The organism is Tropicimonas omnivorans (genome assembly GCF_031846565.1).
Lineage (GTDB): Bacteria > Pseudomonadota > Alphaproteobacteria > Rhodobacterales > Rhodobacteraceae > Tropicimonas_B > Tropicimonas_B omnivorans.
On the sequence record NZ_JAVRHL010000002.1, the window covers coordinates 832113 to 853497 of the forward strand.

Annotated in this window: 14 protein-coding genes; 9 read left to right on the top strand and 5 right to left on the bottom strand. The window is 67.1% G+C overall.

All coding sequences use genetic code 11. From position 1 onward, the window contains the following. Nucleotides 1–47: 47 nt before the first annotated feature. A complete protein-coding gene (locus RM543_RS09335) occupies nucleotides 48–1772 on the bottom strand; it encodes a mechanosensitive ion channel family protein (protein WP_311690855.1) in 1725 nt (574 codons plus the stop codon). A gap of 72 nt (nucleotides 1773–1844) precedes the next feature. Beyond that, a complete protein-coding gene (locus tag RM543_RS09340; RefSeq protein WP_116082527.1) occupies nucleotides 1845–2198 on the bottom strand; it encodes an SUF system Fe-S cluster assembly protein in 354 nt (117 codons plus the stop codon). Between the two features lie 129 nt (nucleotides 2199–2327). Here RM543_RS09340 and tgt point away from each other — a divergent pair, with 129 nt between their 5' ends. From tgt to prfB, 5 genes are all read left to right on the top strand, one after another. Then, entirely contained in the window at nucleotides 2328–3458 is a 1131-nt protein-coding gene (gene tgt / locus RM543_RS09345) for a tRNA guanosine(34) transglycosylase Tgt (RefSeq protein ID WP_311690859.1), read from the top strand. A gap of 320 nt (nucleotides 3459–3778) precedes the next feature. Next, on the top strand, nucleotides 3779–4879 hold the full coding sequence (locus RM543_RS09350) for an alkene reductase (protein ID WP_311690861.1): 1101 nt from the start codon (nucleotides 3779–3781) through the stop codon (nucleotides 4877–4879). A 269-nt stretch (nucleotides 4880–5148) separates the two neighbouring features. Then, nucleotides 5149–7566 carry an endopeptidase La gene (lon, locus tag RM543_RS09355; RefSeq protein WP_311690863.1) on the top strand — a complete coding sequence of 806 codons (2418 nt, stop codon included), beginning with the start codon at nucleotides 5149–5151 and terminating at the stop codon, nucleotides 7564–7566. Nucleotides 7567–7893: 327 nt separating this feature from the next. After that, entirely contained in the window at nucleotides 7894–10428 is a 2535-nt protein-coding gene (locus RM543_RS09360; protein WP_311690865.1) for a penicillin-binding protein 1A, read from the top strand. 109 nt (nucleotides 10429–10537) lie between these two features. Continuing rightward, nucleotides 10538–11662, top strand: coding sequence for a peptide chain release factor 2 (prfB, locus tag RM543_RS09365; RefSeq protein WP_311690867.1), 1125 nt, complete (start codon nucleotides 10538–10540; stop codon nucleotides 11660–11662). Between the two features lie 459 nt (nucleotides 11663–12121). On the opposite strand, the gene RM543_RS09370 is transcribed toward prfB, so the two are convergent. The 3 genes from RM543_RS09370 to bcp all read right to left on the bottom strand — a co-directional run bounded on the left by RM543_RS09370 (nucleotide 12122) and on the right by bcp (nucleotide 14682). After that, nucleotides 12122–12697: a bactofilin family protein gene (locus tag RM543_RS09370; protein ID WP_311690868.1), complete on the bottom strand. Its 576-nt coding sequence runs from the start codon at nucleotides 12695–12697 to the stop codon at nucleotides 12122–12124. Next, entirely contained in the window at nucleotides 12687–14006 is a 1320-nt protein-coding gene (locus tag RM543_RS09375; protein ID WP_311690870.1) for a DUF5930 domain-containing protein, read from the bottom strand. Before RM543_RS09375 ends, RM543_RS09370 begins: the two co-directional genes overlap by 11 nt. A 214-nt stretch (nucleotides 14007–14220) precedes the next feature. Beyond that, nucleotides 14221–14682: a thioredoxin-dependent thiol peroxidase gene (bcp, locus tag RM543_RS09380; protein WP_311690872.1), complete on the bottom strand. Its 462-nt coding sequence runs from the start codon at nucleotides 14680–14682 to the stop codon at nucleotides 14221–14223. A gap of 69 nt (nucleotides 14683–14751) precedes the next feature. Here bcp and RM543_RS09385 point away from each other — a divergent pair, with 69 nt between their 5' ends. From RM543_RS09385 to RM543_RS09400, 4 genes are all read left to right on the top strand, one after another. Then, nucleotides 14752–18207, top strand: coding sequence for an AsmA-like C-terminal region-containing protein (locus tag RM543_RS09385; RefSeq protein ID WP_311690874.1), 3456 nt, complete (start codon nucleotides 14752–14754; stop codon nucleotides 18205–18207). A gap of 109 nt (nucleotides 18208–18316) precedes the next feature. Beyond that, complete coding sequence (queA, locus tag RM543_RS09390) at nucleotides 18317–19381, top strand: tRNA preQ1(34) S-adenosylmethionine ribosyltransferase-isomerase QueA (RefSeq protein ID WP_311690876.1); 1065 nt, start codon at nucleotides 18317–18319, stop codon at nucleotides 19379–19381. An 81-nt stretch (nucleotides 19382–19462) separates the two neighbouring features. Continuing rightward, nucleotides 19463–20764, top strand: coding sequence for an MFS transporter (locus tag RM543_RS09395; protein WP_311690878.1), 1302 nt, complete (start codon nucleotides 19463–19465; stop codon nucleotides 20762–20764). Continuing rightward, the gene (locus RM543_RS09400) at nucleotides 20761–21360 is read left to right on the top strand and encodes a DUF924 family protein (RefSeq protein ID WP_311690880.1); all 600 of its coding nucleotides are present in this window, start codon (nucleotides 20761–20763) and stop codon (nucleotides 21358–21360) included. Before RM543_RS09395 ends, RM543_RS09400 begins: the two co-directional genes overlap by 4 nt. Nucleotides 21361–21385: the final 25 nt, after the last annotated feature.

The window sequence follows — 21385 nt, forward strand, 5'->3', positions numbered from 1 at the left end:
GAGGCCGCCCGGCTCAACGGGGCGATGACGCGCAGGGACCGCCCGCCTCAGGCGGCTTCGGCCGGGTTCGCCTCGGGAAAGACGGTTTCGCCCTCCTCCTGCATCCGTGTCGCGGCCTCGAGAAGACGCTCGCGCACCGTGCAGGAGATGACCCAGGAGGTCGACGGATCGGTCGTCGGAACCTTGAACATGACTTCCTGGCCGAAGATGTCGTGGCCAGCGACGTGGACTCCGCGATCTTCCTTCGGACCGATTTCCCAGTCCTCCTTCTCGCAGCCCTCGTCGAGGATGCGATTATAGGCGTCCCGCAGCTTCTCGACATTCGCGGAGTGGGACAGACGGATCATCACCGGGCGGACCATGTCCGAATTCTTCAGGGTCCAGTTCTCGTAGACCTCGGAGGTGAACTCCGTCACCGGCACGATGAGCCGCTCGCCCGACCAGACGCGGAGCTGGACATAGGTGAAGTTGATCCGCTCCACGACGACCATGTAGCCTTTGAAGAGGAGACGGTCCCCGATGCGGGCGGACTGGTTCAGGCTGATCTGCAGGCTGGCCATGATGTTGGACAGCACGTTGCGCGCCGCGAAGCCCAGTATGATCGTCAGCGCGCCGGCGGAGGCGAGAAGCGTGAAGCCGACGCTGCGGAAGACGTTGGCGCTCGACAGCACGATCCCGGCCGCCACGACCACGACGATGACCACGGCCGCCCGGCGGAACGCCGCGAGCCGCGTGGCCACGGACCGGCGATACTCGAATTCAGGTCCGCTGGCGGAGAGCGTCTCGTTGTCGAATGACACGATCCGGTCGAGGATCCGGTCGATGCCGTTCACCAGAAGGAGCATGATCGCGATGGTGAAGCCGAGCACCGTGAGCGGCTGGAGAAAGACGTCCACCTGCCCCGAGAAGACGAAGAGATTGGCGGTGATCGTCGAGATGACGAACGTCACGACGGCGATGATCGCGGGCCAGCGGCTGGCGTCGATCACGTCCTGGAGAAGCCGGCGACGGGTTCGGCGCGAGATCGCCTGGATCACGTGCGAGGTCGCGAAACCGGCGATCGCAGCTGCACCGGCAAGAATGGGCAGCGCGAGGACCTCCCACCACCTGAGGCCCCAGAATGCCCGCTCCCTCAATGCTCCGGGCAATTTCTGCTCGATCCTCGAGGGGCCGTAGAGCTCGTTCAGCCGCGGAACGTTCGCGACGGTCGTCTTGGAGAAGAGCCAGACCGCGTCGCCATTCTCGGGCTTCACCCGGTTGAGCAGGATCGGCACCGAGCGCTTGTCCATCGACAGGACCCAGATCCGGATGGACCGGCGGGCGGAGGAGGCGGGATCGCTGCCGGACGCGGAAAAGTCGATGCCGTCAGGGCGGTCGGGAAGGTCATGCCAGTCGAGCAGCACCTTGCGGTCTATGACCGACGCCAGGGAGCGCGCGAGCACGGGCCCCCCGGCAGCCTGTTCGTCCTCGCTGTAATCGCCGAGGTTCAGAAGATGCGCCGCAGCCTGCCAGTCCTCGGCCTCCGCGGCGGCGCGGAAGCTCTCCATTGTGCCTTGCGGGGTCGAGCGATCCACCCAGCCCGGCAGCTCGCCGAGGCCGGCATTGACGGTGTCCTGGCTGAAGAACTCTCCGGATTCGCTGGAACTGCCGCTCCCCCCGCTGCCGGGACCGGTGGCAAGACTTCCGGCACCCTGCTGTGCATGGGCTGGAAGCCCCGCCACGAGAAACAGCAGGAACATGCCGGCGAGCGGACGGAGAAATGATGCGATCATGACGGTCCGAACCGGGTGATCACGCAAATGTTCCCTCCGGTCGCGAGATTGACCGAAGGAATGCGCCCGATGTCACATGAAGCCGAGCTCGAGCCGGGCTTCGTCGCTCATCATCTCCATGCCCCAGGGCGGGGACCACGTCAGCTCGACCTGGACCTGTTTGACCCCCGGAAGCGGCTCCACCGCGTCGGCGACCCAGCCGGGCATCTCCCCGGCGACAGGGCAGCCCGGCGCGGTCAGCGTCATCAGGATGCCGACCTCGTTCGCCTCGTTGATGTCGATCGTGTAGACGAGGCCGAGGTCGTAGATGTTCACCGGAATCTCCGGATCGTATACGCTGCGGCAGGCGTCCACGACGGTGTCGTAGAGCGGATGGTCTGTGCTGGACGGCCGGATCAGCGGCTCGCCTTCGATCTGATCGGTCATGGCTGCCCTTTCGAGAATGTCAGCCCCATATAGGAAACCCCTCCGGGCCCGTCCACCGTCGCCGACCAGCCGAGGGTCTCGGGTGAGGGGCGCTTGGCAAGACGCGCGCGCGCGCCTAGAGGCAGTCCCATGACCCGCACCTTCTCCTTCACGCTCGAGGCCACGGACGGCGCTGCGCGCCTTGGCCGGATCGAAACTCCGCGCGGCGAGATTCGCACGCCCGCCTTCATGCCGGTCGGGACGGCCGCCACGGTGAAGGCGATGATGCCCGAAAGCGTGCGCGCCACGGGCGCAGACATACTGCTCGGCAATACCTACCACCTGATGCTGCGCCCCGGCGCGGAGCGGATCGCACGGCTGGGGGGGCTTCACGCCTTCATGAACTGGGAGCGGCCGATCCTGACGGATTCGGGCGGTTTCCAGGTGATGAGCCTTGCCGATCTGCGCAAGATGACGGAGCGGGGGGTGACCTTCCGCTCCCATATCGACGGCTCCAAGCACGAGCTCACCCCGGAAAGCTCGATGGAGATTCAGCGCCTCCTCGGATCGGATATCGTGATGGCGTTCGACGAATGCACCACGTTCCCGGCCGAGAAGGAGGTCGCGGCGTCGAGCATGGCGCTGTCGATGCGGTGGGCCGAGCGCAGCCGCGACGCGTTCGGGGACCGTCCGGGCCATGCGCTCTTCGGCATCCAGCAAGGCTCCGTCTACCGCGATCTGCGGCAGGAGAGCGCCGAGGCGCTGACGTCGCTCGACTTTCCGGGCTACGCCATCGGCGGGCTCGCGGTGGGCGAGGGACAGGAGGCGATGTTCGACGTGCTGGACTATGCCCCCGCCATGCTGCCGCAGGATCGCCCGCGTTACCTCATGGGGGTCGGCAAGCCGGACGATATCGTGGGCGCGGTGAAGCGCGGTGTCGACATGATGGATTGCGTGTTGCCCTCGCGGTCTGGCCGGACCGGGCAGGCCTTCACCCGCCGGGGGGCGGTGAACATCAAGAACGCGCGCCACGCCGACGATCCGCGCCCGCTGGACGAGCAGTGCACCTGTCCCGCCTGCCGCCACTACTCCCGCGCCTATCTCCATCACGTCTTCCGGGCGGGCGAGATGATCTCCGGAATGCTGCTGACCTGGCACAACCTGCACTATTTCCAGCAGATCATGCAGGGGATGCGGGAGGCGATTGCCGCCGGTACCTTCGAGGCGTGGGAGCGGGAGTTCCACGCGGCACGGGGCGAGGGCGATATCGATCCCGTTTAAGGATCACGCCGCAAGCATTTGACTTAAAACGTTATTGAATGATCGTGGCGGGCGCGGCCCCGGCGAGAAGATATCCGCGGTGGGGGTTCTCGGACTGCTCTGGTTTCCCCGCCGGCGACACGTCCGAGGTGGTTGCCGGCGTTGCCTACCCCGCGCCACGCGAAGGCCTGTCGCCGGGCCGGGTTCCGCCGCCGTCCGCTCGTTCCGGCCAACGCGACGGTGCGTCAGTGCACGTTGTACAGTGGCCGCACCCCATTAAGTCATCTCGCAATTCCCGCATCTTCCCCGCGGGTCCGAGACAATTGACAGGAGTTCTACCCATGTCAGGTGAAAAGCTATTCTCGCCCCTCAAGGCGGGCGCGATCGAAATGAAGAACCGCGTCGTCATGGCGCCGCTGACCCGCAACCGGGCGGACCATGAGACGGACGCGCCGGTTGCGATGAACGTCGAGTATTACCGTCAGCGCGTCGGCGCCGGCCTGATCATCACCGAGGCGACGCAGATCAGCCCGGAAGGCAAGGGCTACGCCTTTACCCCCGGCATCCATTCGGACGAGCAGGTCGCTGGCTGGAAAGAGGTGACGGATGCGGTCCATGCCCTCGGCGGCAAGATCGTGATGCAGCTCTGGCATGTCGGCCGGATCAGCCACGTCTCTCTTCAGCCAGACGGAGAGAAGCCGGTTGCCCCCTCCGCCGTCCGGGCCGGTGTGCAGACCTTCGACGGCACCCAGATGGTCGACGTTTCCGAGCCGCGCGCCCTGGAGACGGACGAGCTGCCCCGGATCGTGGACGATTTCAGGAAAGCCGCCGAGAACGCCAAACGTGCCGGTTTCGACGGGGTCGAGGTGCACCTGGCCAACGGCTACCTTCTGGACCAGTTCATGCGCGAGGACCTGAACTCCCGTGAGGACGCGTATGGCGGCTCCATCGAGAACCGCGCGCGCCTGCCCCTCGAGGTGGTGGACGCCGTGACCGAAATCTGGGGCTCCGATCGCACCGGCACCCGGATTTCCCCGTTCTCGCCGGCCAACGATGCGCCGACGACGGGCGCGCAGGAGCAGTTCGCCTACGTCGTGAAGGAACTGAACGACCGCGGCCTGGCGTTCCTCGACGTGATCGAGGGCGCCACGGGTGGCAGCCGGGAGCTTTCCGACGGGCAGGACCTCGAGGCGCTGAAGGCGCTCTGGTCCGGTGTCTATATCGGCAACAACGGTTACGATCGGGATATTGCGATCGACGCCGTCGAGTCGGGTTCCGTCGATGCCGTGGCCTTCGGCCGGGCCTACCTCGCCAATCCCGACCTCGCCGAGCGTCTGGAGGCCGATGCGCCGCTGAACGATCCGAACCCCAAGACGTTCTATGGCGGCGGGGAAGAGGGCTACACCGATTACCCGACGCTCGCCGAGACGCGGGCGGCCTGATCTGGCCCTCAAGGGCCTACGGAGACAGGCGGAGGGGCGCGGCGCACCTGCTGCGCCCCTTCGCATATCGCCGAAACCTCCTCTCCGACGTGTGAGATGCGCTTGCCGAGGGCGCTCCCGACAGGCAGACTGCGCCCCTGTCCAGAAGATCCGCGATTGAACGGGGCGGCCGGCATACCCACCTTGATGCCGTTACCCGGAGAAGGGCGAGAGGTTGCCGCATGGCGGGACCTGACCCTTCTTGCCAAAGAGAACAAAGGAACCCGAGCATGACTGACCAAAAGAGCCAATCCTATCCGGTCCTGCCGCTTCGTGACATCGTCGTGTTTCCGCACATGGTCGTTCCGCTCTTCGTCGGTCGCGACAAGTCCGTGCGCGCGCTCGAGGAGGTCATGCAGGATGACAAGGAAATCCTGCTGTCGAGCCAGAAGGACCCGGCCGAGGACGATCCCGATGCGGATGGTATCTACCGCGCCGGCGTGCTGGCGAATGTCCTGCAACTCCTGAAGTTGCCCGACGGCACCGTGAAGGTGCTGGTCGAGGGCCGTAGCCGCGTGACCATCACCGAGTTCGTCCGCGATGACGACTTCTTCGAGGCGCGGGCCGAGCCGCTCGAGGAAACGGCAGGGGACGAGGAGACCGCCCGAGCCCTCCTGCGCTCCGTCTCCGAGGAGTTCGAGCGCTACGCCAAGGTGAAGAAGAACGTCCCCGAGGACGCGCTTGCCGCCGTCTCCGAAACGAAGGAGCCCGCGAAGCTGGCCGATCTCGTCTCGGGCCATCTCGGCGTGGACGTGGGCAAGAAGCAGGAGCTGCTGGAAACGCTCTCCGTCGCCGAGCGGCTGGAGAAGGTCTATGGCCTGATGCAGGGGGAGATGTCCGTCCTGCAGGTCGAGAAGAAGATCAAGACCCGCGTCAAGTCCCAGATGGAGCGCACCCAGCGGGAATACTACCTGAACGAGCAGATGAAGGCCATTCAGAAGGAGCTCGGGGACGGCGAGGACGGCCAGAACGAAGTGGCCGAGCTCGAGGCGAAGATCGCCGAGACGAAGTTCTCCACCGAGGCGCGCGAAAAGGCCGAGGCCGAGCTGAAGAAGCTCAAGAACATGAGCCCGATGTCGGCCGAGGCGACGGTCGTGCGCAATTACCTCGACTGGATGCTGTCCATCCCGTGGGGGACGAAGTCCCGCGTCAAGAAGGACCTTGGCCGCGCCCAGCAGGTCCTCGATGACGATCACTACAGCCTCGAGAAGGTGAAGGAGCGCATTGTCGAGTACCTCGCGGTGCAGCAGCGCTCCAAGAAGCTGAAGGGGCCGATCATGTGCCTCGTCGGCCCTCCGGGCGTCGGCAAGACCTCCCTCGGCAAGTCGGTCGCGAAGGCGACGGGGCGTGAGTTCATCCGCATCTCGCTTGGCGGCGTGCGGGACGAGAGCGAGATCCGCGGGCACCGCCGGACCTATATCGGCTCCATGCCCGGCAAGATCATCCAGGCGCTGAAGAAGGCGAAGACCACGAACCCGCTCATCCTGCTCGACGAGATCGACAAGATGGGTCAGGATTTCCGGGGCGATCCGGCGTCGGCCATGCTCGAAGTGCTGGATCCGGAGCAGAACGGGACCTTCTCGGACCACTACCTCGAGGTCGAGTACGACCTGTCGAACGTGATGTTCCTGACGACGGCGAACTCGTACAACATGCCCGGACCGCTTCTCGACCGGATGGAGATCATTCCGCTCGCCGGCTACACCGAGGAGGAGAAGGCCGAGATCGCGCGCCGGCATCTCATCCCCAAGCAGGTGAAGGATCACGGGCTGAAGAAGGCCGAGTTCCGCATCGAGGACGAGGCGCTGACGGAGATCATCCGCACCTATACCCGCGAGGCGGGCGTGCGGAACCTCGAGCGGGAGCTGGCCAAGCTCGCGCGCAAGGCCGTGACCCGGATCGTCAAGAAGGAGGTCGAGAGCCTCGTCGTCACGACGGACAACCTCGAGGACCTGCTCGGCGTGAAGCGTCATCGCTACGGTCTGGCCGAGAAGGAGGACCAGATCGGTGTCGTCACCGGTCTTGCCTATACCTCCGTCGGCGGGGACCTGCTGCAGATCGAGGCGCTTCGTCTGCCGGGCAAGGGCCGGATGAAGACCACCGGCAAGCTCGGTGACGTCATGAAGGAATCGATCGACGCGGCCTCCTCCTACGTCCGCTCGATCGCCCCGTCGATCGGGGTGAAGCCGCCGAAGTTCGACACGATGGACATCCACGTTCACGTGCCGGACGGGGCGACGCCCAAGGACGGTCCGTCGGCGGGTCTCGCCATGGTCACCGCCATCGTCTCGACGCTTACGCAGATCCCGGTCCGCAAGGATATCGCCATGACGGGCGAGGTCACCCTGCGCGGCAATGCCTCCGCCATCGGCGGGCTGAAGGAGAAGCTTCTCGCGGCGCTTCGGGGCGGGATCACGACCGTGCTGATCCCGGAAGAGAACGAGAAGGACCTGCCGGAGATTCCGGACAACGTGAAGGAGGGGCTCACGATCATCCCCGTTTCCCACGTCCGCGAGGTTCTGGAGCACGCCCTCGTGCGGGAGCCGCAGCCCATCGAATGGGACGAGGCGGCCGAGGAAGCCGCGGCCGCGGCACGCGCGGCGGAGCTTGCCGCGCGGATGGGCGATCCGGCGCAGACCACGCACTGACGCGGATCCGATCCAACGAAGAGGGGGCGCTCGCCGTAACTGGCGGGCGCCCTTTTTTTCTGGATCGCGTCCCGAGGTTTCACGACACTGCGCGGAAGGATGCGCGGTCGTGGTCGGGGCCGGCTCGGGGCGTCGGCGGTGCCGTGGAGGCCGCGCGCATCAATCCGCTGGTCCGCCGGCTCGTCCCCTTGTCTTCATCCGCCTTTAACCGCAAACGGCATACGTGATCGTGACCGCCGGACCGGGGGGCTTCGGGCCAGCCAGGTTTTGACCAGAGGGGCGCGACGCCCTATACATCGGCGAGCTTTTTCCGGAGATTGCACCATCATGCTCAGGGCTCTCACTTCGCTCTTCGGCGGCCTGTTCACGCTCCTGACCACGGGGGCGCTGTTCGCCGCGCTGCTGATCGGCGGCATCTTCTGGATGTATGGCCGGGAGCTGCCCGACCACGATGATCTCGCGACCTACGCGCCGAAGACGATCTCCCGGATCTACTCCACCGAGGGACGGATCATCGACGAGTTCGCCGTCGAGCGGCGTCTCTTCGTGCCCGCGAGCGATATCCCGGACCTGGTGAAGCAGGCCTTCATCTCGGCGGAAGACAAGAACTTCTACTCCCACCGCGGCTACGACCCGCTCGGCATGGTGGCCGCGGCGGTCGACGCGGCGCAGGGCGGCCGCCTCCGCGGCGCATCCACGATCACCCAGCAGGTGATGAAGAACTTCCTGCTCTCGGGCGACCGTTCGGTCGAGCGGAAGATCAAGGAACTGATCCTCGCCTCCCGCGTCGAGGAAGCCCTGCCGAAGGACAAGATCCTCGAACTCTATCTCAACGAGATCTACCTCGGCGTGAACTCCTACGGCGTCGCCGCCGCGGCGCAATCCTACTTCAACAAGGATCTCGACGAGCTGTCGCCCGGCGAAGCGGCGTATCTCGCCGCGCTGCCGAAGGCGCCCTCCAATCTTCACCCCGTCCGGGATTACGATGCCGCCATCGCGCGCCGGAACTTCGTCCTGCGGGAGATGCTCGAGAACGGGTATATCAGCGATGCGGCCTACGAGGCAGCCAAGGGAGCGCCGCTTCAGACCGTCCAGAGCGACGATCTCGAAGGCTACCGCACCGAGCTTCCCCCCCGCACCTATTTCACCGACGAGATCCGCCGCCAGCTTTCGGGCACGTTCGGGGAAGAGGAGTTCTTTGGCGGAGGGCTGACGATCCGCGCCACTGTGGACCCCGAGCTGCAGATCGAGGCCGCGGCGGCCCTGCGCGAGGCGCTCGAGGATTACGACCGCGCCCTTGGCCGCTGGCGCGGCTCTGGCAAGACGATCGAGGCGGATCGCCTCGGCTCCGAAGACGCCTGGCGCGCGGCCCTCGCGGAGGTGGACATCGCGCGCGACATCGACCTCGAGAACGAGTGGCACCCCGCCGTCGTCCTCGCCCTTTCGGATGCCGGCAATGCGCGGCTCGGGATCGAGGGCGTCGAGGAGACGGAGGAGGGCAACTGGGTCACGTCCGACGACATGGGCTGGATTTCCCGCGCCTCGCGCCCCTCCGAGATCCTCGAGGTCGGGGACGTGGTCCATGTCCGCAAGATGACCTCTGACGATGACGGCTCCTTCATCCGCTGGACGCTGCGCCAGGTGCCGGAGGTCGAGGGCGGGTTCATGGCGATGGACGTGCATAACGGTCGCGTCATCGCCATGCAGGGCGGCTTTTCCTATCAGCACTCCGTGTTCAACCGCGCAACCCAGGCCACGCGTCAGCCCGGCTCCGCCTTCAAGCCCTTCGTCTACGCCGCGGCACTCGACTCAGGCTATACGCCCGCCACCATCGTCGTCGACGCGCCCATCGAGGTGGACACCGCGCAGGGCGTCTGGCGACCGAAGAACTCGTCCAATAAGTTCTACGGCCCGACGCCGCTGCGCACGGGCATCGAGCAGAGCCGGAACCTGATGACCGTCCGTCTCGCGCAGGAAGTCGGGATGGACACCGTCGCGCGCTATGCCGAGGAGTTCGGCGTCTACGACGACATGAGCCCCTTCCTCGCCAATGCCCTCGGCTCCGAGGAAACCACGATCTTCAAGATGGTCGCGGCCTATTCCATGTTCGCCAATGGCGGCCAGCGGGTGGAGCCGACGCTTGTCGACCGGGTCCAGGATCGCTGGGGCAAGACCGTCTACCGCCATGACCAGCGCTCCTGCGCCGACTGCACGCTCGCCTCGCTGCCTTCCGGCGAAGCGCCGCGCATCGTGGCCGACAACGAGCGCGTCATCGACGCGATCACCGCCTACCAGCTTACCTCGATGCTCCAGGGCGTCGTACAGCGCGGCACCGCCGCAGGCATCGTCACGCTGCCCGTTCCAGTCGCCGGCAAGACCGGCACGACGAACGACGCGAAGGATGTCTGGTTCGTCGGCTTCACCAGCAACATCGCGGCGGGCTGCTATATCGGCTATGACCGTCCGCGCAGCCTTGGCCGCGCCTATGGCGGAACCACCTGCGGTCCGGTCTTCGACCGGTTCATGAAGAAGGCGACGGCGAAATACGGTGGCGGCAAGTTCAAGGTCCCGCCGGGCGGTCACTTCGTGAAGATCGATCGCTTCTCGGGGGCCCGCCTGCCGGACAGTGCCTCCGGTCCCAATGTCGTCGCGGAGTATTTCCGTGACGGGGCGGATCCGCTCATGGGCTTCGGCGGCGCCGTGGTCGATGGCGGCTTCGCCATGGGCAGCAACCTGCCTATGTTCTCCCGCGGGGAAACCGACCGCGGATCGGGAGAGGTCGTGACCACCTCGACCGGCCGGCAGGTGAAGATCGCCCCCAAGGCTTCCTTCGGCTCCATGAGCTCGGGCGGCCTGTACTGACCATCGCCGGACGAGCCGGACGCTCTCTCATCTGCGAGAGGGCGTCCGCTTGCCGCGCCGCGCCGCGCGGGATAGAAGCTGTGTCCGACCCGAACTCCGGAGAAACGCCATGCGGGCCGAAGCCCAGAACACCGCCGAGCGGATCCGCAAATCGCTGAAGCTGATCGGCCAGCGGTTGGATCGCGAGACCGCGGATCACCGGCTCGAGGAGTTCGACGCCCGCGTCGAGAACCCCGATCTCTGGAACGATCCGGCTGCCGCGCAGAAGCTCATGCGGGAACGCCAGGGTCTGGTCGACGCGATCGGAACCCATGACGGCATCGCACAGGACCTCGAGGATCAGATCGAACTGATCGAGCTTGGCGAGGCGGAGGGGGACGACGAGGTCGTCGCCGAAGCCGAGGCAGCGCTGAAGTCCCTCGCCGAGACCGCCGCCGCCAAGGAGATCGAAGCGCTTCTGGACGGCGAGGCCGATTCCAACGACACGTTCCTAGAGGTGAATGCCGGGGCAGGGGGCACGGAAAGCTGCGACTGGGCCAACATGCTCGCCCGGATGTACGTCCGCTGGGCGGAATCCAAGGGCTATGACGTCGAGTTGCAGGCGCGAAGCGACGGCGAAGAGGCGGGTATCAAGTCCGCCACCTACAAGATCACCGGGCACAACGCCTATGGCTGGCTGAAGTCGGAGAGCGGTGTCCACCGTCTCGTGCGCATCTCGCCCTATGACAGCTCCGCGCGGCGCCACACCTCCTTCAGCTCGGTCTGGGTCTACCCGGTGGTGGACGACAATATCGAGATCGAGGTGAACCCGGCCGATATCCGCCTCGACACCTACCGCTCCTCGGGCGCCGGCGGCCAGCACGTCAACACGACGGATTCCGCCGTCCGGATCACGCATATCCCGACCGGTATCGTCGTGACGAGTTCCGAGAAGTCCCAGCACCAGAACCGGGACATCGCCATGAAGGCGCTGAAATCACGGCTCTACCAGATGGAGCTGGACCGTCGCACCGCCTCGATCCAGGAGGCCCACGAGGCCAAGGGAGAGGCTGGCTGGGGCAACCAGATCCGGTCCTATGTCCTTCAGCCCTACCAGATGGTCAAAGACCTCCGGACGAACTTCGAGACCTCGGATACGCAAGGCGTGCTGGACGGTGACCTCGATGGCCTGATGGGCGCGACCCTCGCTCTCGAAGTCTCCGGCAAGAGCCGCAGCGAAGCGCAGGCCGACTAGGCAGGCGCCCGCGCGGCCGGACGCTCTCGGGAGGGCGCATCGCAGATCATTTGGGTGGCCGGCGCCGTCCCAGCCCGCGAGCCCGCACCCAGATGATGGGGGCAAGGGCTGACGCGAGGCTCTCATCATCAGCGACTTTGCCCGACCTTCGACGTTCTGGTCGTGCATGAAGCAGGTCGGGTCTTCTTGCGCATCCGTCGACGGATCCGGCCTGTGGCCGAGAGCTCGCTCGCAGCAGTGAACTCGGCGGTCCTGGTCGTCTGCTACGTGCAAGGGTCCCTCAAAGAGCGATGAGGTATCCCGCGGTCGCTCGCCCTCCTTGCCCTTTCTATCCTCGCTGCCAGGCACCTCACGGTGCAGCTGCCACCCGGCCGGCGGTACAGCCCCCCTGACAGCAAAAGAAAAGGCGGGCCGCAGGGCCCGCCTTCATCCGTCTCATGCCTCAAGCGGCTCGCGGCGTCAGCTCGTCGCCTTCTGGGGCCGGGGCTGCTGCGATTGCCGGGCGCCGTCATCGTCGCTGCCGTGCGACGTCGCCTGGGCCGACGTCGCCTGGGCGCGGGCGCCACCGCTCTGGGTCGCCAGCGGGTCGTCCCTGCGCTGGACGGAGCCTTCGAAATGGGCACCGCTCTCTATCGCGATCGTCTTGTGGATGATGTCACCCTCGACGCGTGCGGTGGACGTCAGGCGCACCTTGAGACCGCGCACGCGGCCGATGATGCGGCCGTTGACCACCACGTCGTCGGCGATGCATTCGCCGCGGATCGTGGCGCCTTCGCCAACGGTCAGCAGGTGCGCGCGGATATCACCCTCTATCGTGCCCTCGACCTGCACGTCGCCGGTCGTCTTGATGTTCCCGGTGATCGTCAGATCCGAGGACAGGACCGATGCCGGCGGCTTGGCCTTGGGAGCGCTTTGCGGCGGCTTCTGGTCTGTCCCGGACTTGCTTCCGGTCGGGACATGGGTCGTCTCGGAGCGGGAGGGGGCCTCGGTCTCGCCCGGCTTCGCGGGCTCGTTAATGCGGCTCTTAGAAAACATTCTTCCCTGCCTTGATGAATTTGATGGGGTTCACGGCGGTGCCCCCGACCCTCACCTCGTAGTGGAGATGCGTCCCGGTCGAGCGGCCGGTATTGCCCATAGCAGCAATCTTGTCACCGCGCGAGACTCTTTGCCCGACCTTGACGAAGATTTCGGAATTGTGGCCGTAGCGCGTCTCGATTCCGAATTCATGCTTGATTTTCACGAGCTTGCCGTAGCCCGAAGACCACCCGGCGTGGGTGACGACGCCATCGGCGGTGGAGAGGACAGGCGATCCGTGGGCGCCGGCGAAATCCACGCCCTCATGCATCCGGCCCCACCGTTGCCCGAATGGAGAGGTCTGGCGGTAGGCGGTCTTCAGGGGCATGTCGAAGGGGGCCTTCTCGACCGCGATGCGGTAGAGGTTCATCCGGTCGAGCCCGCGGAGGATCGCGTTGGCGCGGTCTTCCTCCTCGGACGGCGGCGCGCCCTTGGTGGAGAAGCTGATCGGAGTGAGCGGGCCGCCCTGACCGGCATAGCCGGACTTCACGGAGTTGATCAGGCTGTCGGGCGGCAGGCCCGCGGCCGAGAACATCTTCTCGAGCGGTTCGACGGACACGGTCAGCGCTTCTTCGAGCTGCGTGAAGATCTTGTCGTTGCGGTCGAGGATCAGGTCGCGCTGGAAGGCCATCTCGCGGGCCTCCTCCTGCGCGAGGGTCGCCAGATCGGACATCTCGTCCCGCTCGGAGGCGGCCGCCTGCAGGGCGTCGTTGAGGAATTCGACCGTGCGGTCGGGATCGGCGATGTTGGCAGTCTTGCCCTCGACGGCGACTTCGCCGGCGAGCGTGGCCGCCAGGCGCTCGGATTCGTCGGAAGCCTCGTCCCGCTCGGTCATTGTCCGGCGGAGCGTGGCCTGGATCACGCCGATCCCGGTCTCGAGCTCCTTGCGACGATCTTCCGAGGCGAGCAGCTGCGACTGCATCTTGGAGATCTGGTCGAGGGCGGCGTTGAAGCGCTCCTGCGCGGCGACGGCTTCTTCGGCGCGGGCGTCCCGCTCGGCGGAGAGTTCGTTCAGCCGGGCCTCGTAGGTGATCTGCTCACGCTCGGCCTGCTCGCGGACGGATCCGGCGCCGATGCTGTCCATCATCAGGATGGCGGTGGCGATGATCGTCCAGCCGACGAGGGCGGAGCATCCGAAGAGGGCGACGGTCTGCGTGCCGGGCCGGAGGCGGATGAATCGGGTTTCGGTATCGGAGCGGAGGAAAAGGCGCTGCTCCGGCAGGTAGCGTTCCAGAATTGCGTTCAAGCGGTTCATGATACGCGTGTGCAAATGTCCAACCCCACCTTGCCCCTGTCATTTTCAGGCTGACCTGTTCCTCGCAAGCAACGGTCACCTTGGGGTCAGGTCTTTGCAAAGCGGCGGACATTTCGCAAGTTCGCCGGTCCCGTGGGGCCCAAATGGCGCCCAAAGTCGCTTGAAAGCGGCGAAAGTCCGCCGATTGCGGCAGGGATTATGGAACCCGGGGCGCCCGACAGCCGGTCGATCAAAGGTCGCGCGCGGCCTTCAGCACGGCCTCGACATGCCCAGGGACCTTGACCTTGCGCCAGACCTCCGCGATCGCCCCGTCCGCATCGATCAGGAACGTGGCGCGGTCGACGCCCATATACGTCTTTCCGTACATGCTCTTCTCGACCCAGGTGCCGTACTCCTCGCAGACCGTGCCGTCCTCGTCGGCGAGGAGAGTGACGCCAAGCTCGTGTTTTGCCTTGAACTTGTCGTGCTTGGCGACGCTGTCCCTGCTGATCCCGAGCACCGTAGTTCCGGCCTCGGCGAAGGCGTCCGCGTCTTCGGTGAAGGCGATCGCCTCCTTGGTGCAGCCGGGGGTGTCGTCCTTGGGATAGAAGTAGAGCACGACCTTGCCGCCCCTCAGATCGGACAGGGTGATCTCGCCCCCGCCATCGCGGGGCAGGGTGAAGTCGGGCGCGGGCCGGCCGGTCTCGATCATGTGTTTGTCATCCTCGGTGCGTTAACGCGGCTTCAATTCCAGCCGCAGCGCGGCGAGTATAAACGCCGAATGAAAAGAACAGGCAACAGCAGGGCCGCCCGATCCGGGCAGGAGGCGGCAGAACCGAGCCAGCAGGCAACGCCGCGCACGCGGCGCGGCCTGACCTGGCTCGGCTTGGTGCTGGCGCCTCTCTCGGGGCGCCGCAATCCGCTCGTCCGGGTGGCGATCCTGCTTTTCGACGGGGTGGTTCTGGTGGCCCTGGCGCTCTTTCTCGCGGTGCTGCTGGCGCCGGGGCGCGAGCTGCCGGCTCCGGATTGGCTGGCGGATAGGATCGAGACGCGGGTGGAAGGCGGCCTCGGCGGCGGTGATCTGACGATCGGCGGCGTCGCCCTCTCCCTCGCCGATCCCGGGCTGCCCCGCGCGGTCCTGAGGGATGTCTCCGTGGTGGACGAGGCCGGGCGCACCATCGCCGACGTGCCGCGGATCTCGGTCTCCATCGCCAAGGGGCGGCTCCTGCGCGGCCGGCTGGAGCCGCGTGACCTCGGCGTGAGCGGCCCCTCCCTCGTGATCCGCAGGGACCGGGACGGCCGCTTCGATTTCGGCTTCGGTGCGCTCGGAACCGGGGAGGCGCGATTCGGCTCCATCGCCGAGGCCATGAGTGCCGTCGACGATTTCCTCGAACTTCCGAGCCTCGCCGGTATCGAGACCGTGTCCATCGACAACGTGACGGCGCGGCTCGTGGATGCGCGGGCAGGACGGATCTGGGAGGGCCGCGGCGGCACCGTGACCGTGACGCAGGGCGAGCAGGACCTCACCATCGACGCGGCCCTGCGCATCGCCGAGGCCCGTGGCGGCAAGGACGCGCCCGGCGGAGACGGCATCTGGCCCGAGCCCAGCCGTGTCGCGTTCAACATCACGAAGCGCAAGGGAGAGCCCGCGGCGAGCATCTCCGCCACGGTGGACGACCTGCCGGCGCAGGGGCTCGCCGCGCAATCGCCGGCGCTGGCCTTTCTTGCGCCGCTCTCAGCGCCTGTGTCGGGATCGCTGCTCGCCAATATCGGCGGCGACGGGCTCGGTGCGCTCTATACCACGCTCGAGCTCGGAGCCGGCTCGCTGGTACCGGGGTCCGGCGCCGATCCGGTGGCGTTCGACGGGGCCCGCGCCTACCTGCGCTACGAGCCGGCCGAGCAGAAGCTGATCTTCGACGAGCTGTCCGTCACCGCGCCTGCGCTCGATATCGCGGCGTCAGGGCACGCCTACATGTCGAGCGCGCGGGACGATGGCGATGCCTGGCCGGACACCCTCGTGGCCCAGCTGGCCTTCTCCGATCTGAGGCTCGATCCCGAGGGGCTGATGGCGCGGCCCGCGCTCTTCGACGAGGGCGCGCTCGACGTGAAGGTCAGCCTCGATCCCCTGCGCGTCGAGGTGGGGCAGGCGGTCCTCTCCCGCGAGGGCGCGCTTACCCGGCTCGTCGCCACGGGGCGTGCGGAGGCGGGGCCGGATGGATGGGACGGGGCCGTGGACCTGTCGGTCGACGAGATCGGGGCAGACGATCTTCTCGCCCTCTGGCCGCTCGATGCGGTCGCACGGACGCGATCCTGGGTCGATGAACGCGTGCGCTCCGGCACATTGTCGAACGCGAGGGCCGCGATCCGCATCGCGGCGGACGAACGCCCGGTCATCTCTCTCGGCTGGGAATTCCGAAATGCCGTGGTCCAGCCGCTCGACACGCTGCCCCCGATCACGGGCGCCCAGGGCTACGCCACGATGATGGGGGATACCTACTCGATGTCCCTCGATGCGGGGGAGGTCGTCGCCCCCGAGGGCGGGAGCATCGACGTCGCCGGCTCCGTCTTCCGCATTCCCGACATCCGCCAGCGCCCCGCGACGGGCGAGATCCTCTGGCGCTCGACCTCGCCCCTCACGGCGACGCTGTCCCTTCTCGATCAGAAGCCGTTCGAGGTGATGACCAAGGCGAACCGGCCGGTGGACATCGCGACCGGCACGGCGATCCTGGAAGGGACGATCCGGACGCCGCTGCGCAAGGGGGTGCAACCGGACGAGGTCGAGTGGCGGATGGAGGGACGTCTCAGCGACCTTTCTTCCGGCAAGATCGTCGAGGGCAAGACCCTGACCGCCAGGACCCTGACGCTCGACGCCTCGAACGACGCCATCGTCATCGGCGGGCCTGGCGCGCTGGACGGTGTGCCGCTGACCGCTCGCTGGCGGCAGCCCCTTGGCCCTCCGGAGACGCGCGGGCCGGGAACGGTCACCGGCAGCGTCGAGATTTCGCCCCGCACCATCGAGACGTTCAACATCGGCCTGCCGCCCGGCACGGTGATGGGGTCGGGAACGGGGGAGCTGACGCTCACGCTCGGCAAGGGCACGCCGCCCGAGTTCCGCCTGACCTCGCAGCTTCGGGGCGTCGGCCTGTCGGTGTCGCAGATCGGCTGGTCGAAGGCGCCGGCCACGGCGGCGGAGCTGACGGTGACGGGCTCGCTCGGCAAGCCTCCGCGGGTGGACCGTCTCGTCCTCGACGCGCCGGGGCTGGAAGCGACGGGCGCGGTCTCGCTCAAGGCCGGCGGCGGGGGGCTCGACCGGGCGGTCTTCTCCCGCATCAGGACGGGCGGGTGGCTCGATGCGGCCGTGACCTTACGCGGGCGGGGCAGGGGCGTGCCGCCGTCCCTCGTCCTCACCGGCGGCACGGTGGACCTGCGCGAGCTGCCGGACGGACTTGGCGGGGAGGGCGGCGGCACTGGTGGACCCGGCGTTCCGCTCTCGGTCTCCCTCGACCGGCTGATCGTGTCGGGCGGTATCTCCCTGACCGGGGTGAACGGGGATCTCCTCCTGGGAGACGGTGTCGACGGCCGCATCACCGGCTCCGTCAACGGCGCGGCGCCGGTGGCGGGCCTCATCGGCAAGACCGCGTCGGGCCAGCAGGCCGTTCGCGTGACCTCGGGCGATGCGGGCGCGGTCCTGCGCGCCGCGGGTCTCTTCCGCCGGGCGCTCGGAGGGGATCTGTCGCTGACGCTCGTCTCCGCCGGCGGACCGGGGCGATTCGATGGCACCGCCATCGTGCAGGGAACGCGGGTTCAGGGCGCGCCGGGGCTGGTCGCGCTCCTCAACACCATCTCCGTCGTCGGCCTGATCGAGCAGGTGAACGGCCCGGGCCTCCTGATGGACGACGTGCGGGCCGAGTTCCGGCTCGTGCCGGGGGCGGTGGAGATCGAGCGGATGAGCGGCACCGGTCCCTCCATCGGCATCTCCGCCGCCGGCGTCTACGACATCTCCCGCGACCGGCTCGCGATACAGGGTGTCTTCTCGCCGATCTACGCCGTGAACGGGATCGGTCAGATCATCAGCCGACCGGGCGAAGGGCTCATCGGGGTGAACTACTCGCTGCGCGGGCCGTCCTCCGCTCCGGAGATTTCGGTGAACCCGCTCTCCGTCTTCACCCCCGGCATCTTCCGCGAGATCTTCCGCGCCGATCCTCCGCGACTGGCCCGGCCCGGAGAGACGCAGTAGGGCGGCGCGCCCCGCCTCAACGGCACGATCTGACGGGCGGAGGCGGGGGGCAGCCCATCGCCATGGTCTTCTCTGGCCCGTCCCGGCGAGACGCAGTATGCGGCGACCCATGAAACTCAGTGACTTCGACTTCGAGCTCCCGGAGGACCTCATCGCCACGCGGCCCGCCCGGCCGCGCACCTCGGCGCGCCTGCTGGTGGCGTCGCCGGAGAGGATCGAGGATGCGCGGGTGAGCGAGATCGGCCGCTGGCTCAGGCCGGGCGACCGTCTCGTTCTGAACGACACCCGCGTCATTCCCGCACGGCTCTCCGGCACCCGGCGGCGGCCGCTGCCAGATGGCGGCGTGGCGGAGGCGCGGATCGAGGTCACGCTGCTCGAGCCCGGCGCCGATGGCCTCTGGCACGCGCTGATCCGACCGGCTCGCAAACTGAAGGCCGGCGAGCGGATCGATTTCGCAGGCGGCCTTCAGGCGGAGCTTCGGGAGAGCTTCGGCGAAGGACAGGCGGCGCTCCGCTTCTCCGCGGAGGGGGAGGCGTTCGACCGGGCGCTGGAGGAGGCCGGGCAGATGCCCCTCCCGCCTTACATCGCCGCCCGGCGCAAGGCGGACGAGGCGGATCGCGAGGATTACCAGACCGTCTTCGCCCGCACCCCCGGCGCCGTGGCCGCGCCCACCGCGAGCCTGCATTTCGACGACGCGCTTCTCGCCGAGCTCGGCGGCGCCGGCGTCGCGATGAGCCACGTGACGCTTCATGTCGGCGCGGGCACGTTCCTGCCGGTCAAGGTCGACGACATTTCCGAGCACCGGATGCATTCGGAGCGGGGCGAGGTGACGGACAGGGCCGCGGCGGAGATCGCGGAGACCCGTGCGGCCGGCGGGCGCATCATTCCTGTCGGCACAACCGCGCTGCGACTGATCGAGACGGCGGCGGCGGGCGGCGGGATCCGGCCCTGGCAGGGCGCGACGGACATCTTCATCACGCCCGGCTTCCGGTTCCGCGCCGCCGACGCGCTGATGACCAACTTCCACCTGCCGAAATCGACGCTGATGATGCTCGTCTCGGCGCTGATGGGAATGAACCGCGTGCGGCAGATCTACGACCACGCCATTTACGAAAGATACAGGTTCTTCTCGTACGGGGACAGCTCGCTCCTCTTCCCTCGCGGAATGGGCTGAACACGACATCAAGGCGTCGCGATAAGCGGATAAAGGCGATGCGGGTTCGCGGTATCGGGCGAACCTTGACAGGAGACGGACATGTTTAAGGTTCTTGGCGCCACATGGGCGCTGATGCTCGGGATGCTGCTGCTGATGGTCGGCAACGGCATACAGGGCACGCTGCTGGGCATCCGCGGCGAGATCGAGGGGTTCAGCACCTTCGAGATCTCCGTGGTGATGTCGGCCTATTTCGTGGGCTTTCTCGGCGGCTCCCAGCTTGCGCCGGAACTGATCCGCCGGGTGGGGCATGTCCGCGTCTTCGCGGCGCTCGGCTCCCTCGTTTCGGCGATCCTGATCCTGTACCCCGCCATGACGCATCCGCTTGCGTGGACCGTTGGCCGGGTGGTGATCGGGTTCTGTTTCTCCGGCGTCTACGTGACCGCCGAAAGCTGGCTGAACAATTCGGTCGACAACGCGAACCGGGGCAAGGCGCTCTCGCTCTACATGATCGTCCAGATGTCCGGGATCGTCGCCGCCCAGGGCCTTCTGACGCTGGGCGATCCGTCCGGCTTCATCATGTTCATCGTGCCGTCGGTCCTCGTGTCGGTCTCCTTCGCGCCCATCCTGCTGTCCGTCTCTCCCGCGCCGGCCTTCGGCACGGTGAAGCGGATGAAGCTCAGGCGGCTCTACGAGGTCTCTCCGCTCGGCTGCATCGGGATCATGATCACCGGCGGGGTCTATTCGGCGCTCTTCGGCATGGCAGCCGTCTACGGCGCCGCGGTCGGAATGACGGTGCCGCAGATCTCCGCCTTCATCGCGGTGATCTATGTGGGCGGGCTGGTCTGCCAGTTCCCCATCGGATGGGCCTCCGACCGCGTGGACCGGCGCGTGCTGATCCTGGCCCTCGGAATCGCCGGCGCGGTCGCCTCGCTCGGGGCGTTCTTCTTCGGAGATATCTTCACCCTGCTGCTCGTCGCCGCGTTCGTCATCGGCGGGACGTCCAACCCGCTTTATGCGCTCCTGCTGGCCTACACGAACGACTACGTCGAGTTCGACGAGATGGCCGCGACGTCCGGCGGACTGATGTTCCTCAACGGGATCGGGGCGATCGTCGGCCCGCTGGCGACAGGCTGGATCATGGGAACGCTCGGCGCCCCGGGTTACTTTCTGTTCCTCGTGGCTTTGATGGCCGGCCTCTCGGTCTACGCCGCGTGGCGGATGACGCAGCGCGCGACGCCCGAGAACCTGGATAATACGAGTTACGCACCGATCCTTCCCTCCGCGACGGCGGTGGCTCTGGAGGAATGGGTCGAAGACTGGCAGGATCAGGAACGCGAAGACGACGCTGCCGACGCTGCGAAGGCGCTGGCCGAAGATTCCCATCGAGAGGTCGAAGCATGACATCAGCCGCGGTAGCCACTCCGGAGGAGGTATGTACCTTCTGGGTGGACGAGGTCGGGCCCGAGGGCTGGTACAAGAAGAGCGACGCGCTCGACAGGACGATCCGGGAGCGCTTCATGGCCACCTGGGAAGCTGCGCGGGACGGGCATCTCTTTCGATGGAACGGGACCACGCCGGGGTGCCTCGCGCTCCTGATCGTTCTCGACCAGTTCCCCCGAAACATGTTCCGCGACGACGGGAGGGCCTATTCCACCGATGGCGCCGCGCGCGCCGTCTCCCGCTGTGCGCTGACGCGGGGGCGGGACATGGAGGTGGACATACCGGCCCGGCAGTTCTTCTACATGCCGTGGATGCATGCCGAGAGCCTCGAGAACCAGGCCCGGTCCGTGCGGATGTTCCTGATGCACATGCCGGGGTCGGACAACGTCCTGCATGCCCGGGCGCACCGCGACATCATCCGCGCCTTCGGCCGGTTCCCACATCGCAACGACGAGCTCGGCCGCCAGTCCACGCCGGCGGAGCGTGCCTACATGGACGAAGGCGGCTACGGCGCGGTCCTTCGCCGGCTCAAGAACGGTGCTGCTTCGGCCGCATGACCGGGATGCCCGATCAGGGGGGTGT